At 69.1% G+C, this 15,283-nt stretch carries 15 protein-coding genes; 8 read left to right on the top strand and 7 right to left on the bottom strand.

The window, feature by feature from the left end; all coding sequences use genetic code 11:
• The first annotated feature begins 36 nt into the window (after nt 1-36).
• Together G6035_RS05315 and G6035_RS05310 are read left to right on the top strand one after the other, a co-directional pair.
• Nucleotides 37-462: a GNAT family N-acetyltransferase gene (locus tag G6035_RS05315; RefSeq protein ID WP_176616038.1), complete on the top strand. Its 426-nt coding sequence runs from the start codon at nt 37-39 to the stop codon at nt 460-462.
• Nucleotides 463-999: 537 nt separating this feature from the next.
• Nucleotides 1,000-1,695, top strand: a complete 696-nt coding sequence (locus tag G6035_RS05310; protein ID WP_176616037.1) for a maleylpyruvate isomerase family mycothiol-dependent enzyme — start codon at nt 1,000-1,002, stop codon at nt 1,693-1,695.
• 37 nt (nt 1,696-1,732) lie between these two features.
• On the opposite strand, the gene G6035_RS05305 is transcribed toward G6035_RS05310, so the two are convergent.
• On the bottom strand, nt 1,733-2,509 hold the full coding sequence (locus tag G6035_RS05305; protein ID WP_176616036.1) for an SDR family NAD(P)-dependent oxidoreductase: 777 nt from the start codon (nt 2,507-2,509) through the stop codon (nt 1,733-1,735).
• Nucleotides 2,510-2,724: 215 nt separating this feature from the next.
• Here G6035_RS05305 and G6035_RS05300 point away from each other — a divergent pair, with 215 nt between their 5' ends.
• The 4 genes from G6035_RS05300 to G6035_RS05285 all read left to right on the top strand — a co-directional run bounded on the left by G6035_RS05300 (nt 2,725) and on the right by G6035_RS05285 (nt 6,770).
• Nucleotides 2,725-4,062 (top strand): MFS transporter, encoded by a 1,338-nt coding sequence (locus tag G6035_RS05300; RefSeq protein ID WP_176616035.1) that lies wholly within the window; start codon nt 2,725-2,727, stop codon nt 4,060-4,062.
• A gap of 25 nt (nt 4,063-4,087) precedes the next feature.
• Nucleotides 4,088-4,984 carry a transketolase gene (locus G6035_RS05295; protein WP_176616034.1) on the top strand — a complete coding sequence of 299 codons (897 nt, stop codon included), beginning with the start codon at nt 4,088-4,090 and terminating at the stop codon, nt 4,982-4,984.
• On the top strand, nt 4,984-5,982 hold the full coding sequence (locus tag G6035_RS05290) for a transketolase family protein (RefSeq protein ID WP_176616114.1): 999 nt from the start codon (nt 4,984-4,986) through the stop codon (nt 5,980-5,982). The genes G6035_RS05295 and G6035_RS05290 overlap by 1 nt, the downstream gene beginning before the upstream one ends.
• A 128-nt stretch (nt 5,983-6,110) precedes the next feature.
• Nucleotides 6,111-6,770: a GntR family transcriptional regulator gene (locus G6035_RS05285; RefSeq protein ID WP_176616033.1), complete on the top strand. Its 660-nt coding sequence runs from the start codon at nt 6,111-6,113 to the stop codon at nt 6,768-6,770.
• Nucleotides 6,771-6,863: 93 nt separating this feature from the next.
• Here the strand turns inward: G6035_RS05285 and G6035_RS05280 are convergent, their stop codons facing one another.
• Nucleotides 6,864-7,643, bottom strand: a complete 780-nt coding sequence (locus G6035_RS05280) for a type 1 glutamine amidotransferase domain-containing protein (protein ID WP_176616032.1) — start codon at nt 7,641-7,643, stop codon at nt 6,864-6,866.
• A gap of 162 nt (nt 7,644-7,805) precedes the next feature.
• Here G6035_RS05280 and G6035_RS05275 point away from each other — a divergent pair, with 162 nt between their 5' ends.
• A complete protein-coding gene (locus tag G6035_RS05275; protein WP_176616031.1) occupies nt 7,806-8,771 on the top strand; it encodes an acyl-CoA thioesterase in 966 nt (321 codons plus the stop codon).
• 64 nt (nt 8,772-8,835) lie between these two features.
• The gene (locus G6035_RS05270; RefSeq protein WP_176616030.1) at nt 8,836-9,720 is read left to right on the top strand and encodes a patatin-like phospholipase family protein; all 885 of its coding nucleotides are present in this window, start codon (nt 8,836-8,838) and stop codon (nt 9,718-9,720) included.
• A gap of 99 nt (nt 9,721-9,819) precedes the next feature.
• On the opposite strand, the gene G6035_RS05265 is transcribed toward G6035_RS05270, so the two are convergent.
• The 5 genes from G6035_RS05265 to G6035_RS05245 all read right to left on the bottom strand — a co-directional run bounded on the left by G6035_RS05265 (nt 9,820) and on the right by G6035_RS05245 (nt 15,263).
• The gene (locus tag G6035_RS05265) at nt 9,820-10,335 is read right to left on the bottom strand and encodes a putative immunity protein (protein WP_176616029.1); all 516 of its coding nucleotides are present in this window, start codon (nt 10,333-10,335) and stop codon (nt 9,820-9,822) included.
• Nucleotides 10,336-10,375: 40 nt separating this feature from the next.
• Entirely contained in the window at nt 10,376-12,460 is a 2,085-nt protein-coding gene (locus G6035_RS05260) for a xanthine dehydrogenase family protein molybdopterin-binding subunit (protein ID WP_176616028.1), read from the bottom strand.
• A complete protein-coding gene (locus tag G6035_RS05255; RefSeq protein ID WP_176616027.1) occupies nt 12,453-13,451 on the bottom strand; it encodes a xanthine dehydrogenase family protein subunit M in 999 nt (332 codons plus the stop codon). Before G6035_RS05255 ends, G6035_RS05260 begins: the two co-directional genes overlap by 8 nt.
• Nucleotides 13,448-13,996, bottom strand: a complete 549-nt coding sequence (locus tag G6035_RS05250) for a (2Fe-2S)-binding protein (RefSeq protein ID WP_176616026.1) — start codon at nt 13,994-13,996, stop codon at nt 13,448-13,450. Before G6035_RS05250 ends, G6035_RS05255 begins: the two co-directional genes overlap by 4 nt.
• A 175-nt stretch (nt 13,997-14,171) precedes the next feature.
• Nucleotides 14,172-15,263 carry an NADH:flavin oxidoreductase/NADH oxidase gene (locus G6035_RS05245; RefSeq protein WP_176616025.1) on the bottom strand — a complete coding sequence of 364 codons (1,092 nt, stop codon included), beginning with the start codon at nt 15,261-15,263 and terminating at the stop codon, nt 14,172-14,174.
• Nucleotides 15,264-15,283 lie beyond the last annotated feature (20 nt).

The following is a 15,283-nucleotide window of genomic DNA, read 5'->3' as shown; positions in this document are numbered from 1 at the left end:
GCCGCACAGTTGCCGCGCGGCAGGAACGTCGTGGGCATGGGGGTCCTGCACGTCGGGGCGGCCACGGCCGCGGGCTGGGTCGACGATGACAGTGCCATTTCGCTCCGTGGATTCCTCGTGGACCACAGGCACGAGGGCCACGGCTACGGGACGAAGGCGGCGCTGGCCGCCGTCGGGCTTGCCCGGGACATCGCCGCCGAGCTGGGGCTGCCGGCGAACGGCGTTGTTCTTGGTGTCAACGAGCGCAATGGTGCGGGCCGGGCGGCCTATCTCAAGTCCGGATTCGTTGACCGCGGACGGTACCTGGGCGGCCGCTCGGGACCCCAGCACATCATGTTCCGGCCGTTTCCACCCGCGGCCGACTGCGTTTGGGTGCCGTGTCGCCAGTTGGACCTGGCCATCACGGTGGTGTATTCCCGGTCACGGCAGTTGGGGCCCGGCTCCCGGATGCACGAACCCTGACATCTCCGCTGCTTCCAGCCAGGCAGCCTGCAATTCCGCGCGGGCGTCCGGCATGATCATCTTTTCGAACACGGCACGCTCCCAGGAGCAGGCCGGCGGCCGGTGCTCCCAGGCCTCAATGAGGGCCAATCGTGCTTTCTCGTAGCGGGGGGACGAGATGGTCCGGTAGGTGCCGTCGGGCCCGGGGATATTAAGCCCCGGGACAGTGGGCCCGGCGAGGCAGGCCCCGTCACCCTGGCCAGGGACCGTGCCTGGATTTTCCATGCCTGCAACCAAAGCAGGATAGCTGTGTGCCACGACTGGGACCTACGATTCAATGACGGAGCCACGCTGAATATCCTATGAACAGGCTATGGACGTCAATGCAGGATCGCACGAGTGGCGGGTACCCGTCTTTTGCGGCTTAGAGTGGCGCGAAAGGCGGGCCGTACTTGCTTTTTTGCAAGTACTGCCGGCAGTAGATGCACCCTGCCCGGCAAGGCGGCAGTCAGCCCCATTCCCGGGCGGGAATCCCGCACGGCCGGATATGCTCGACGCATGACCCCCGATGACCACCTCGCAGCGCTGGCCGGCAGCCTCGAGCGTCTCATGACGATTGCGCGCCAGCCCGGCGGATTGCCCGCCCGCCCCGTTCCGGCCTGCCCCGACTGGACGCTCGGGCAACTTTTCGGGCACCTCGGGTCAATCGAACGCTGGGCGGCGAACATCGTTCAAACAGGGACATACGTCGAGGAACCGGCCCCGCCGGCAACGGGCGCCGCGGCATGGTTCCTCGACGGCACGGGCCCCTTCCTCGCCGCGATGGGAGCCCTCGACCCCGAGGCGCCGTGCTGGAACTTTGGCCCGCCGCCGCGCAAGGCCGGTTTCTGGCTTCGGCGCCAGGCACACGAACACGCCATCCACCTGGTCGACGCTTCCCTCGCCTCGGGTGTGGACGTGCCGGGATTCGCGGATGGCTTCATGGTCGACGGGGTTGACGAGGTCCTGGCCATGTTCGCCCCACGCCAGCTCCGGCTCAAGCGCATGCCGCCCCCGGACGGGGCCGTGGCCTTCCACGTCCCCGGGGCCACCGGCTGGACACTCGGCGAAGGGCCCGTCACTGCCTCGATCACCGCCCCGGTGCGGGAAATGTACCTTGGCCTTTGGGGCCGCTGGAACCTGGCCGGAAGCGCGGCCGTCGACGGTGACGCGGACCTGGCACGCCGGGTCCTGCACGGCCCGCTCACACCGTGAGCGGGAGCACCCCGGCGCCCCGGCCCGGGTGCAGGCCTCAGTGGAGGTGGCTGCCGCCGTTGATGTCGACCGTGGTGCCGGTGAGGTAGGCGGCATCCTCGGAGGACAGGAACGTAATGACGGCGGCGACCTCCTCGGTGGTGGCGGTCCGTCCCACGGGAATGTCGCGGGCGATCGCCGCTTCCTGGTCATCGGTGCTGCCGACCCGGATGTTGGTGTCCACGGCGCCGGGCGTAATGGCATTGACCGTCACCCCCGAGTCCCCAAGTTCGCGGGCCAGCGCCTTGGTGAAGCCGAGGATCGCAGCCTTGGCCGAGGAATAGGGGACCTTGCCGAACACGCCGCCGCCGCGCTGGGCGGAGACGGAGGACATGTTCACGATGCGGCCCCATCCGGCGTCGATCATTTCCGGAAGGAACGCCTTGGTGACGAGGTAGGTGCCGGTGGCGTTGACGGCCATGATCCTGTTCCACAGTTCCAGGGTGGTCTCCAGGAACGGCACCGGCGAGGTGATCCCGGCAATGTTGACCACGGCGCCGACCACGGGCAGGTTGCCGGCTGCCAACTCGGCGCTGACGGCACCGTGGGCGGCAGCAACCGAGTCCTCACTGGCGACGTCGACGGCATGGCCGAAGGCGGGGACATCAAATTCGTTGCCGACTTCCCTGGCAATTTTGGCCGACTTCTCGCCGTCGAGGTCCAGGATGGCCACGGCCCACCCCTCACGGGCGTAGCGGCGGGCGGCGGCCAGGCCGATGCCCCGCTCGGACGTGGCTCCGGTCAGGACGGCGGTGCGCTGGATGGAGTTGGACATGATTCTCCTTGAAGGTTGGGCGAAACTGGATGGGGTGAAAAATTTCAGTGGCGGGTGATGGGAACCACACTAGGACTTTTCAGTGTCAACAGTCAACCTCTGAAGTTGACTGTTGACAAGAATGAATGATCCGGGTCACACTGTCGTATCATCTGTTAACAGTCGACATCACGATGCCGAATGCATCGGTCGCCGTTTGAAAGGGATATAAGACCATGAGCAACGATGCTCTCTCGATGCGCGGACCAGTCCACGGCACCAAGGACGCCCGGCGCGTTGCCCTCGGCTCCAGCGTGGGCGCCGTCATCGAAACCTACGACTTCATCGGTTTCGGGACGGCGGCCGCCCTGTACTTCGGCACTGCCTTCTTCCCCGGTGCCGACCCCGTGACCGGGACACTGGCCTCCTTCGCCACCCTCGGCGTCGGCTTTGCCGCCCGGCCCCTCGGCGGCATTCTCGGCGGCCACCTGGGTGACAGGCTGGGGCGCAAGCCGGTCCTGGTGGCCTCGCTGGTCCTGATGGGCCTTGCCACCTTCGCCATCGGACTGCTGCCCACGTATGCAACCGTGGGCCTACTGGCCCCGGCGCTGCTGGTGTTTGTCCGCATTGTCCAGGGCCTGGCATTCGGCGCGGAATGGGGCGGCGCCATCCTCATGAGCTACGAGCACGCACCCTGGAAGAAGAAGGGCAAGTACACCGGCATGGTCCAGGCCGGCTTCCCCGTGGGACTCCTGCTGGCCAACCTTGTTTTCCTCTTCAGCGTCCACCTGGGCAATTCATGGGCCTGGCGCATACCGTTCCTGGCCAGCATTTTCCTGGTCGCCGTGGGGCTGGTCATCCGTTCCAAGGTTCCCGAGTCCCCCGTCTTTGACGAAGTGAAGGCCTCGGGCTCCATCGTGAAGTCGCCGATCGTGGAAGTCATCAAGACCGACTGGCGCAACATCGTGCGCGGCATCGGCCTGCGCATCGCTGAAACGGCCGGTTACGCCGTCTCCATCACCTACATGATCTCCTACCTCCACACCACCGGCCTGTCCAGCAAGACCGAGACCCTTCTGGCCCTGAGCATTGCCGCGGCGATCGGCATCTTCGCAACTGCGGCGTGGGGCCACCTCACAGACAAGATTGGCCGCCGGCCGCTCTACATCTGGTCCTGCGCCTTTGCCGTGCTGTTCGCCTTCCCCATGTTCCTGCTGGTCAACACGGGGCTGTCCATCCTCGTCATCCTGACGGTCATCATCTCCTACGCCGTCTGCCAGAACTCGCTGGCCGGTGCCCAGGGCCCGTGGTTCCCCGAACTGTTCCAGGCCAAGACCCGCGCCTCCGGCGCGTCCCTGGCCTATCAGGTCTCGGCCATGGTCTCCGGCTTCACGCCCTTCATCACCACGCTGCTGTTCCTCAGTTTCGGCTGGGCCGGCCCCGCCGCACTCTTCCTGCTCTACGGCCTCATCGGCCTGGTCGCCGCCATCAGCACCCGCGAAACCTGGGGCAGGCGGGAACGCCAGCTGGCGGATGAGGCCACCAAAAGCACACCGTTGACCATCGACGCCTAAGCCCACGAAAGGCAGAACCCACATCATGTCCACATTGGATACGACCACCAGCCGGCCCCTGGCCGAAGGCACCTTCGAGGACCGGGTGGGCGCAGCCACCCAGGCCGCGTACCGCATCCGGCACCACGCCCTGAACATGGGCGAAGTCCAAGGCCAGGGCTATGTCGGGCAGGCCCTGGGGGCGGCGGACATCCTCGCCACCGTCTACACCAGCCAGCTCACCTTCCGGGCCGGCGAGCCGGACTGGGAAGGCCGCGACCGCTTCCTGCTCTCCACCGGCCACTACGCCATCGGCCACTACGCGGCACTGGCCGAGGCGGGCATCATCCCCGTCGGGGAACTGGAAAGCTACGGCTCCGACGACTCGCGCCTGCCCATGTCGGGCATGTCCACCTACACGCCCGGGATGGAAATTTCCGGCGGTTCCCTGGGCCACGGACTCTCCATCGCCGTCGGCACGGTCCTCGGCCTGCGCCACCAGGGGTCCGGCGCCCGAGTGTTCAACTTCCTGTCCGACGGCGAGCTTGATGAAGGCTCCACGTGGGAAGCGGCGATGGGCGCCCACCACCACCAGCTGGGCAACCTCACCGCCATGGTGGACATCAACGCCCTCCAGGCCGACGGCAGGACGGACACCGTCCTGCGCACCGAACCCCTCACCGAGAAATGGCAGGCGTTTGGCTGGTACGTACAGCGCGTCGACGGCAACAACACCGCCGCGCTGCTGGAGGCCTTTGACAACGCGGCGGCGAACGCCAAGCCCCACGGGCAGCCGTCCGTCATCCTCTGCGACACGAAGGTGGGCCGCGGCGTTCCCCTGCTGGAGGACCGCGAAAAGGCGCATTTCATGCGCATCGAAGAACACGAGTGGCAACTCTGCCGCGACCAGCTCAGCAACGGTTACGAAAGGACGGCCCTGTGATGGCCACAACACTGGCACCGGCCAATAAACCCAAGACATCCGCCATGATCGCCTCCTTTGCCGATCCCGGACAGAAGACCTCGCCGGCACCGTTCGGGCATGCATTGGCGAAGGCCGCCGAGGCCGACCAGCGGATTGTGGGCCTGACCGCGGACCTGGGCAAGTACACGGACATGCACATCTTTGCCCGGCAGCACCCGGACCGCTTCTTCCAAATGGGCATGGCCGAACAGCTCCTTTTCGGCGCCGCCGCCGGCATGGCCCAGACCGGGCTCATTCCCTTTGCCTCGACGTATTCGGTGTTCGCCGCGCGCCGTGCCTACGACTTTCTCTGCCTCGACATTGCCGAGCCAAACCTGAACGTCAACATCGTCGGCGGGCTTCCCGGGCTGACCACCGGATACGGCCCCAGCCACCAGGCCACCGAGGACATGGCCATCTTCCGTGGCATGCCGAACCTGACCATCGTGGACCCCTGCGATTCCGTCGACATTGAGCAGGCCGTCCCCCAGCTGGCCGCCAGCGACGGGCCCACCTACCTGCGTCTGCTGCGCGGCAACGTGCCCACCGTCCTGGACGAATACGACTACACCTTTGAACTGGGCAAGGCCAAGGTGCTGCGCGGGGGCACCGACGTGGTCCTGGTATCCAGCGGGCTCATGACGATGCGCGCACTCCAGGCCGCACAGGCGCTGGAGGCACACAAGGTGGATGCCGCCGTCGTCCACACCCCCACCATCAAGCCCTTTGACTCGGCCACCGTGCTGGCCGAACTCGCCGGCGACCGCCTGGCCCTGACACTGGAAAACCACACCGTGGTAGGCGGGCTGTTCGAGACCGTCGCCTCCGCAGTGGTGACGGCCGGCCTCAACAAGCGCGTCGTGCCCATCGGCCTGCCGGATGCCTTCCTGGACGCCGGTGCGCTGCCGACGCTCCACGACCGCTATGGCCTGTCCGTGGCAAGGATTGTGGGGAAGGTACTGGCGGAACTGGGCTGACCCGCCCTCCGTCGCACAATACGACGCAAACGGGCGCGGGACCTCCCAAAGGTCCCGCGCCCGTGGCGTAGTATCAACTGTTAACACCTGACAGTAAACAACTGCCCGCCCACGCCGAGGAACACACCATGCCAGCAGCCACCGCGTCCCTTCTGGGACTGGAAAAGAAGAGCCTGCGGGAGCAGGCCGTGTCCTCCCTCCGCACCGCAATCACCAGCGGCGCCCTGGAGCCTGGCCGGCACCTCGTCGAAACCGAGCTGTCCGACATGCTCCAAATCAGCCGCGGCACGCTGCGCGAGGCCTTGCGCCAGCTCGCCCAGGAAGGGCTGCTCACCTCCGGCACACGCGGACGCCTCTCCGTCCGCCACCTGGATGCCAAGGAAATCCGCGACATCTTCGCCGTCCGCGCGGCCCTGGAATCCCTGGCGGTGCTCACGCTTTGCGAACGGCCGAACCGGACCGCCGTCATCAAGTCGCTGCGCAGCGCCGTCGACCGGATGAACGCAGTAGCCAACGAATCCCTCGAGGAGCGGATTGAGGCAGACCTCGAATTCCACCGGACCCTGTGCACGTTGACCGGCAACCAGACGCTGCTGCACTCGTGGGCGTCGCTGGAAGGATCCATCCGCATGTCCATCATGTTCGCCGGGTTGGAGAAGGCCGTCAGGAACATGCGCGTGGACCGTCACTACGAAATCGTTGCGGCCATTGAGACCGGAGACCCCGAAGCGGCACGGTCCGCCGTGGTGGACCACATGGACGTGGCCGCCGGGAACCTGGTCGCCTAGCCCGGGACTGCTGCCCGTTCCCTGGCACCGCAACGGCCGGATCGGCACGACGGCGCATCCGGGGTGTTTTGCCCCGGCGGGGCCGGCTGCACTTCACGGGTGGTGCCGGTGCTCCATCTCGGCGGCGGCCGCCTTTTTTGCGTCCTTCTCGGCACGCAGGGCCTCTGCCTGCTGCTGTTCCTCAGCCTTTTCCTGGTGGATGACCCCGGCCAGCAGCTTCTCCATTTCCTTCGCCACGCCGGCCGCCGAGGCCGGGTTCTGGCCGGTCACCAGCCGCTCGTCGACCACAACCTTTTCCTCAAAGACGCCGGCGGAGACGTGGGTGGCGCCCTGTTCCTCGAGCCGGTCGGCCAGGAAGAACGGGATGACCTTGTCCTTCCCTGCCGCGACTTCCTCGTCGTTGGTGAAGGCGGCCACCTTCCGGCCGTTGACCAGATGAATCCCGTTCGCCAAATCCACATTCACCAGGCCGGCCGGGCCGTGGCACACCGCGCCCACCACGCCGCCGGCGTTGTAGACGCCGGCCACCAGCTTCTGCAGGCCTTCGCTGTCCGGGAAGTCCCACATGGCGCCGTGGCCGCCCACCAGGTAGAGGGCGTCATACTGTTCGGGGTCAACGACGTCGACCCGGGCCGTGTTGTAAAGGCCGGCGCGCGTGGTCTCGTCCTGCGTGAAGGCCACCTGGACGGGGTCCCCGGCATCCACCACGTCGCGCGGGGGCTGGCCGCCCTGGATGGAGGCGAAGTCAACGAAATGCCCGGAATCCTTGAAGACTTTCCAGGGATGGGCGGCCTCGGCCACGTTGTAGCCGGTGCTCTCCCCCGTAGCGCCGATCTCGGAAACACTTGTCAGTACCATGAGGATCTTTTTCATGAAATGCTCCTTTCGTACCATTTCCACCCTAGGCACGTGCCGGCGTGCCTGCATAGCCCGGTCCGGGTCCCCCGCGCGGCCGACGCGGCGATTGTGACGTTGGGAGGTGCGCATGAGACCTCCCCGCCCGGGGGCGGCCTGCCACTTCATTACACTCGTTCCATGAGTGAGACTGCCGCCAATTCCGTGACCCTTCGCTTCCTCGCAGCCCCCACCGACATCGGGCACAGCGGCTCGGTGGATGCCGGCACCGTGCTTGAGTGGGTGGACAAGGCAGCGTATGCCGCCGCCGTCGGCTGGGCGAAGTCGTATTGTGTGACCGCCTACGTGGGCAACATCCACTTTGCCGACCCCGTCAACAGCGGCGACATGGTGGAGGTGGAGGCGACCATTGTCTACACCGGCCGGTCCTCGATGCACATCCGCACCGTGGTTTCCTCCGGCGACCCCAGGGGCGGCACCCCTACGATGCGCAGCCAGTGCATGGTCATATTCGTGGCCGTGGGCGACGACGGCAAACCCGTCCCGGTGGCCCCCTTCGAGGCCGTGACGCCGGCGGAGCTTGCACTTCGCGACGACGCCCTGGCCCGGATCAAGGTCCGCGACGAGATTGTGGCGGCCATGAAGGCCCAGGAATACACCGCTGCCGGCACGGCCGAGCGTGTGGTCCTGCGGTTCATGGCCGCGCCCACGGATGTGAATTGGGGCGGCAAGGTGCACGGCGGGATCGTGATGAAGTGGATCGATGAAGCGGCCTATGTGTGCGCGTCGCGATACTGCGGCATGGACACCGTTGCGGTGTTCTCCGGCGGCGTGCGGTTCTACCGGCCGCTGCTGATCGGCCACGTCGTGGAAGTGGAGGCCCGGCTCGTTTACACCGGGATGAAGGGCATGCACATCGCGGTCCACGTCCGTTCGGGGGACCCGAAGGGGCGCGAGATGGACCTCACCACCTACTGCCTCACCGTGATGGTGGCACGGGACGACGCCGGCACCTCCGTCCCGGTTCCGCCCTGGGTGCCGATCTCCAGCGAGGACAAGGCGCTGCATGCCCACGCCCGCGACCTGCTCGAAATCCGTGGCCGGGTGCCGGGCAACAGGCTTCCCAACCACCTGTTGCCCGCTTAAAGGCGGCCCGCCCCTGCTGCTCGACGCCGCAGCCGTGGATCACCGGCACCGGTAGAGTGGCCGTGTGGACGAACGGGCATTGGTTCTTGGTGGCGGCGGAGCGGCCGGCAACGCGTGGCTGATCGGCGTGATCGCCGGGCTGCTTGAGGCCGGGTTGGATGCAACACTGGCCGACCTGGTCATCGGCACGTCGGCCGGGGCGACCGCGGCGGCCCAAATAACCGGCGGGACGCGGCCCGCGGAACTGTATGCCGCCATCCTGGCCGCCCAGGCCCCGCGCCGCACAGACCCGGCCCGGCCCGGCGGCGGACAGGGTCCGGTGCGTCCGGCGGGCAGCCACATGGAGACCACCGGCGCCATCATTGCCGCGGCCCGGGACGCGGCCGGGATGCGCCGCGGCATGGGGGCGTGGGCGATCGGGAATGCCGCGGCTTCGGACGCTTCCGTGCCCGCACGGTGGCGCGCCACCGTCGCCTCCCGGCTGTCTGGCCTGGACTGGCCGCAACGCCGCCTGCTCATCACGGCCGTGGACGCACAAACCGGCGAACCGGCCGTGTTCGACCGCCACAGCGGGGTTGACCTCGTGGACGCCGTGGCCGCCAGCTGTTCCAGCAGCACGGCCCATGGCATCGGCGCCCGCCAGTACATCGACGGCGGCTACCGAAGAAACGAGAACGCGGACCTGGCTGCCGGATGCGCGCGGGTGCTGGTGCTCTCCCCCTTCGGCGGCCGGACGCGGCACCCGCTGGGCTGGGGCATGCAGCTCGCGGCCCAGGTCGGGGAGCTGCGCGCGGGCGGCAGCAGCGTCGAGACCGTCTTCCCGGACGGCAACTCCACACAGCTGTTCGGCGCCAACGCACTGGATCCCGCGCTGCGCCCGCCCGCCGCCCGGGCCGGTTACCGCCAGGGCAGCGCCCTCGCCGGACAGCTCGGCGCATTCTGGCACTGACGCCTGGCGCATCTGCGCCGGACCGGAGGCGGGTCCGGCGCATGGGAGTTTATGCGCACAACCCGCCCCGGGTCCGGCGCAGAAGCGACGGCTGCCGGCTCAGCAGTCAAACACGGACCAGCAGATGTCATTGCGCAGCCGCTGGTCGTCGAGGACCAGCTCGCGGATGGGCTCCGGAAGCTGCGCGCGCTGCCACCGGCACTCCGACCGCCCCGCTGCCACGCCTTCGCCGGACAGGGCAGCTGCCCGGGCGGCCTTGATGGCATAGGCGGCGGCACCAAGCCCGTGTGCGGCGACATGGGCCACGGCGCCGGCCTGGCCTGCCGCATACGCCGCGTGGCGTGCAGCCCCCTGCAGATCCCTGGCGGCACCCATGGCATGGCCGCCTGCCGCCCGGGCCTCCATCATCTTCACCTCGCCACGGGCCCAGGCACGGGCCTGCCCGATCGCCTGGCGGGGACGCGGGTCATCCGGGCGGACCGATTCGAAGAGGGCCAGCACATGCTCCGCGCACGTTGCCGCCCACAGGGCGAGCAGTTGGTGGTCCGCGTCGGTCAGGGTCCCGCCGCGCCGGATGGTCACGAGGCGCGGGTCCGGAACCTTCGACAGGATCATGGCCAGATGCTACACCCGGGTGCCCTCGTCCCGGCCCCTTTTAGGACAGAAACTTCTCCGCTGTGAGCGGCAGTTCCCGGATGCGGATCCCAGTGGCGTTGTAGGCCGCATTCGCGATGGCTGCCGCCGCACCCGTGATGCCGATTTCGCCGATTCCCCGGGCCCCGAGGGCCCCGGCGTGGAGGTCGACCTCCTCCAGCCAGATGGCGTCCACGTCACCGACGTCGGCGTTGGCGGGTATGTGGTAGTCGGCGAGGTCATGGTTGACGACCAGGCCGAAGCGTGGATCCATGATGCCTGCCTCGTGGAGGGCCATGCCGATTCCCATCGTCATCCCGCCGATGAACTGCGAGCGCGCCGTGCGGGGATTGATGATGCGCCCTGCGGAGAAGACCCCGAGCATCCGTGAAACGCGGAGCTCGCCGGTGTCGGCATGCACGCGCACCTCGGCGAACTGTGCGCCAAAGGAGTGCAGCGCATACCGCCCGGCCTCGGGATCCTCCGGCGCCGCCGCCTGGGTCGCGGCGCCGGCCGGCGGCCGGTCGCCATGCTCCTTCCGGAAGGCGTCGGCCGCGGCGATGATGGTCCCGCCCCAGCTGGCCGTGCCCGAGGACCCGCCGGCCACGCTGGCCACGGGCAGGGAGGTGTCGCCGATTTCCAGCCGCACTGCCTCCAGCGGACAGTCCAGCGCGTCGGCGGCAATCTGGGCCAGGACGGTCCAGCTTCCCGTGCCGAGATCGGCGGCCCCGATCTGCACCGTGTACGTCCCGTCGCCGCCGTAGGCAATGCGGGCCGCGTTGCCGGGGTTGCGGTAAAACGGGTACGTGGCACTGGCGGCCCCGATCCCCACCCGCCAGCCGTCTTCCAGCCGGCCCCCGGGGACCGCGGAACGCCGATCCCAGCCGAACCGCCCGGCACCCGTGGTGAAGCATTCAAGCAGGTGCCGGCTGGAAAACGGCTTCCCGGTCTCCGGGTCAAGGTCCGGCTCGTTGCGGGCCCGCAGTTCCAGGGGATCCAGCCCGCAGGCTTCGGCCAGTTCGTCCATGGCCGTTTCCAGTCCGAACATCCCGGGACACTCGCCGGGCGCCCGCATCCACGACGGCACCGGCACGTCCAGCGGAACCAGGCGGTGGCTGGTCCTGCGGTTCGGGGCCGCATACATCATCCGCGCCGGGACGGCCGTCTGCTCGGCAAACTCCTTGATCCGCGACGTCAGCTCCACCACCTCGTGCGAGATGGCGGTGAGCCTGCCGGCGCCGTCAGCGCCCAGCCGCACGTGCTGGACCGTGGGGGTGCGGTAGCCGGCCAGGGAAAACATTTGCTGGCGCGTCAGGGCAAACTTCACCGGCCTGCCGTTGCTGCATTGCGCCGCCATCACCGCCAGCACCACATGCGCGTGCGGCAGGCCCTTGGAGCCAAAGCCGCCGCCCACGTTCGGGGCGGCCACCTGGATGTTCTCCGGCGCGATCCCAAAAAGCGGCGCCAGTGTCTGCCGTACGGCATGGACGCCCTGCGTGGAGTCGTACAGCACCAGGCTGTCACCTTCCCAGGCCGCCACCGTGCTGTGAGGCTCCATGGGGTTGTTGTGCCCGGCGGGCGTCGTGTAGGTCTGGTCAAGCACGACGGCGGCTTCCGCCAGTGCCGCCTCGACGTCGCCCGCGGCGGTGTCCGGCACGGCCCCGCCGTTGACCTGCCCCGGCGTGTACTGCCCGGGGTGGCCGGCCGTGAAGCTCGCATCGTGGACCGCAATGTCATAGCCCACGGCGACCAGCCCGGCCGCGTGGCAGGCAATTTCCCCTGTTTCGGCCAGCACGGCGGCAATGAACTGGCCCCGGAAGCCTATCCCGGGCCCCTGCAGCACGGCGTACTCGGCATCGTCGCTGCGGGCCAGCCTGGGGGCGTTGAGGTGGGTGAGGACGGCGATCACGCCAGCCACCGCCTCCGCCTCCGCCGTGTCAATCCAGCTGACCGTCCCCCGCGCGATGGTCGCCTGGACGGGGAACAGGTACACGGGGTTCTCCACGGGGTGGTCGAAGGCGTAGGGGGCGGTGCCGCGCACCTTCGCCACGCCGTCGACGCGCCGGAGGCTGGTGCCCATGGCCTTGGATGCCAGCAGTTCAGCCATTGCCGCCCCTCCCCGTGAGATCCCGGAGCACCGCCACCATGGCATTGGCCGCCAGGGGAATTTTGAAGGCGTTGCCCGCCAGCGCCACCGCGGCGTCCAGTTCGGCCGCGGCCGCCCTGCCGAAATTCGTTTCCGTCGGCTGCGCGCCGCGCAGGAGTTCCTCGGCGCGTTCGGCCCGCCAAGGCTTGTGGGCCACCCCGCCAAGGGCGATGCGCACCCCCGCGATGGTGCCGCCGTCGTCCGCCAGCTCCACGACGGCGGCCACGGACACCAGCGCAAACGCAAACGACGCCCGGTCCCGCACCTTGCGGTAGGCCGAGCGGCGGTGGCTGCCCGGCGGCAGGTCCACGGCCGTGACCAGCTCGCCGTGCGCCAGCACGGTGTCGCGCTCCGGTTCGGCGCCGGGCAGGCGGTGCAGCTCCGTCAGCGGCAGGGTGCGCTCGCCGCCGGGGCCGAGGATGACGACGGTGGCATCCAGCGCGGCCAGCGCCACCGCCATGTCGGAGGGGTGGACGGCGACGCAGCTGTCCGAGGCCCCGAGGATGGCGTGGTTGCGGCTGTACCCCCCACGGGCCGGGCAGCCGGAGCCGGGCTCGCGCTTGTTGCACGGCAGGCTGGCGTCCTGGAAGTATGGGCACCGGGTGCGCTGGAGCAGGTTCCCGCCGGTCGTGGCCAGGTTGCGCAGCTGTCCCGAGGCCCCGGACAGCAGCGCCTGCGACAGGACGGGATAGCGTTGCAGGATCAAGGGGTGGGCGGCGAGGTCGCTGTTGGGCACCGCCGCGCCGATCCGGACCCTGCCGTCGGGGAGTTCGGCCACGGTGTCCAGCGGCAGCCGGCTGACGTCCACCAGCAGCTCCGGGGTGGCGACCCCCAGCTTCATCAGGTCCACCAGGTTGGTCCCGCCGCCCAGGAACATGGCGCCCGGCCGCCGGGCCACGGTGGCAACCGCGGCGGTGGCATCGGGTGCCTGTTGGTAGTCGAAGGGCCTCATGGTCGTGCCCCTGCCGATGCCGTGCCAGAAGTCCGGCCCGGATCAGCGGCGTCGCGGATCGCCGCCACAATGTTCACATAGGCGCCGCAGCGGCACAGGTTTCCGCTCATGCGCTCGCGGATTTCCGCATCATCGAGTTCCACCGCCCGGCCCGGATCGGCCGTGACGTGGCTTGGTTGTCCGGTGGCCGCCTCCTGCAGCATGCCCACCGCCGAACAGACCTGGCCGGGCGTGCAGAAGCCGCACTGGAGCGCGTCCCGGGCCAGGAAGGCCTCCTGGACCGGGTGCAGTTCCCCACCGCCGCCGCCCAGCCCCGCGGCCGTCACCACCTCCGCCCCGTCGTGGGCGACGGCCAGCACCAGGCAGGAGTTGACGCGCCGGCCCCCGAGCAGCACCGTGCAGGCCCCGCACTGGCCGTGGTCGCACCCCTTTTTCGGCGAGGTGACCCCCAGCCTGTCCCGCAGCGAGTCCAGCAACGTGGTGCGGGTGTCGACGGTCAGCGTCCTCTCTTCGCCGTCGACCAGCAGTGATATCCGTTTGTCCATGAAAGGTGCGCCTCCGGTTGGTACGGCCGCTTCGCAACGGGCCGGCCCCGGTTTCGGGTGCGGGGACGGCCCCTTTCGTAAGCTATCCCACCGGAGTGCGCCGGACAACCCTCCACGGACAATTGCGTGCCGCCCCGTGGCGGGCAGCCCGCGCCAGGCCGCCCGCCCGCGGAGCCTACGCCGTCGGACGCGTGATGGGCGCGCGGTGGTACTGCTTCGGCGCGTAGGGCACCTCGGCCCCCAACGCGGCCGCGGCGCGCAGCGGGAAGTTGGGGTCCCGCAGGAGTTCGCGCCCCACCATGACGACGTCGGCCAGCCCGGTCGCGACGATCTGCTCGGCCTGGTGCGGCTCGTCGATCAGCCCGACGGCGGCCGTCGGGATCCCCGCGGCTGTGCGGACCGCGGTGGCGAACGGCACCTGGTAGCCGGGGCCGACGGGGATCCTGGCCGAGGGGACGTTCCCGCCGGTGGAGATGTCCGCCAGGTCCGCGCCGTGCTCCGCCGCCCACCGCGCAACGGTCTGGGTGTCCTCAAGGGTCCAGCCGCCGTCGGCCCAGTCGGTGCCGGAGAAGCGCACCAGGACGGGGACGCCGTCGCCCACCGCGCCCCGGACGGCGTCGATGGTTTCCAGCAGCGCACGGGCCCGGTTGGCGAGTGTGCCGCCGTAGTTGTCGGTACGCGTGTTGCTCAGCGGCGAGAGGAACTGGTGGAGGAGGTAGCCGTGCGCGGCATGGATTTCAACCAGGTCAAAGCCGGCGTCCATGGCCCGGCGGGCGGCGGCGGCGAAGGCCTCGGTGATGTCCCGGATCCCGCCAGCCGTCAGCGCAGCGGGCGTGTCGTAGCCGGGGAAGGCCACGGTGCTGGGGCCCACGGTGGTCCAGCCGCCGTCGGCCGCGGGGACCGTGCCGCGCCGCTCGTCCCAGGTCCGGAACACCGAGGCCTTGCGCCCGGCGTGGGCCAGCTGTATCCCGGCGGCGGCACCCTGCGAGTGGATGAAGCGCACGATCCGGGCGAATTCGTCACGCTGGGCGTCGTTCCACAGGCCGAGGTCCTGCGGCGAGATCCGGCCCTCGGGGACGACGGCGGTGGCCTCGGTGAACACGGCACCGGCCCCACCCCGGGCGAACGACCCGAGGTGGACCAGGTGCCAGTCGCCGGGCATCCCGTCCTGCTGCTCCGCGGAGTACTGGCACATGGGCGTGACCCAGATCCGGTTGCGGACCGTCAGGCCGCGCAGGGTGATCTCTTCAAAAAGCGCTTTTGTCATGGGGAAAACTTTCTGGTGCG

Origin of the sequence: Arthrobacter sp. SDTb3-6, from assembly GCF_013376095.1 — a bacterium.
Taxonomy (GTDB): Bacteria; Actinomycetota; Actinomycetes; order Actinomycetales; family Micrococcaceae; genus Specibacter.
Note: the sequence above shows the minus strand (reverse complement) of the source record. Positions and strands in the feature narration are given on the sequence as shown.

Bases quoted from the DNA above. Each gene is read 5' to 3' on its own strand.
- G6035_RS05315 (WP_176616038.1), top strand. From the start codon at position 37: ATGGGGGTCCTGCACGTCGGGGCGGCCACGGCCGCGGGCTGGGTCGAC.
- G6035_RS05310 (WP_176616037.1), top strand. From the start codon at position 1,000: ATGACCCCCGATGACCACCTCGCAGCGCTGGCCGGCAGCCTCGAGCGT.
- G6035_RS05305 (WP_176616036.1), bottom strand. From the start codon at position 2,509: ATGTCCAACTCCATCCAGCGCACCGCCGTCCTGACCGGAGCCACGTCC.
- G6035_RS05300 (WP_176616035.1), top strand. From the start codon at position 2,725: ATGAGCAACGATGCTCTCTCGATGCGCGGACCAGTCCACGGCACCAAG.
- G6035_RS05295 (WP_176616034.1), top strand. From the start codon at position 4,088: ATGTCCACATTGGATACGACCACCAGCCGGCCCCTGGCCGAAGGCACC.
- G6035_RS05290 (WP_176616114.1), top strand. From the start codon at position 4,984: ATGGCCACAACACTGGCACCGGCCAATAAACCCAAGACATCCGCCATG.
- G6035_RS05285 (WP_176616033.1), top strand. From the start codon at position 6,111: ATGCCAGCAGCCACCGCGTCCCTTCTGGGACTGGAAAAGAAGAGCCTG.
- G6035_RS05280 (WP_176616032.1), bottom strand. From the start codon at position 7,643: ATGAAAAAGATCCTCATGGTACTGACAAGTGTTTCCGAGATCGGCGCT.
- G6035_RS05275 (WP_176616031.1), top strand. From the start codon at position 7,806: ATGAGTGAGACTGCCGCCAATTCCGTGACCCTTCGCTTCCTCGCAGCC.
- G6035_RS05265 (WP_176616029.1), bottom strand. From the start codon at position 10,335: ATGATCCTGTCGAAGGTTCCGGACCCGCGCCTCGTGACCATCCGGCGC.
- G6035_RS05260 (WP_176616028.1), bottom strand. From the start codon at position 12,460: ATGGCTGAACTGCTGGCATCCAAGGCCATGGGCACCAGCCTCCGGCGC.
- G6035_RS05255 (WP_176616027.1), bottom strand. From the start codon at position 13,451: ATGAGGCCCTTCGACTACCAACAGGCACCCGATGCCACCGCCGCGGTT.
- G6035_RS05250 (WP_176616026.1), bottom strand. From the start codon at position 13,996: ATGGACAAACGGATATCACTGCTGGTCGACGGCGAAGAGAGGACGCTG.
- G6035_RS05245 (WP_176616025.1), bottom strand. From the start codon at position 15,263: ATGACAAAAGCGCTTTTTGAAGAGATCACCCTGCGCGGCCTGACGGTC.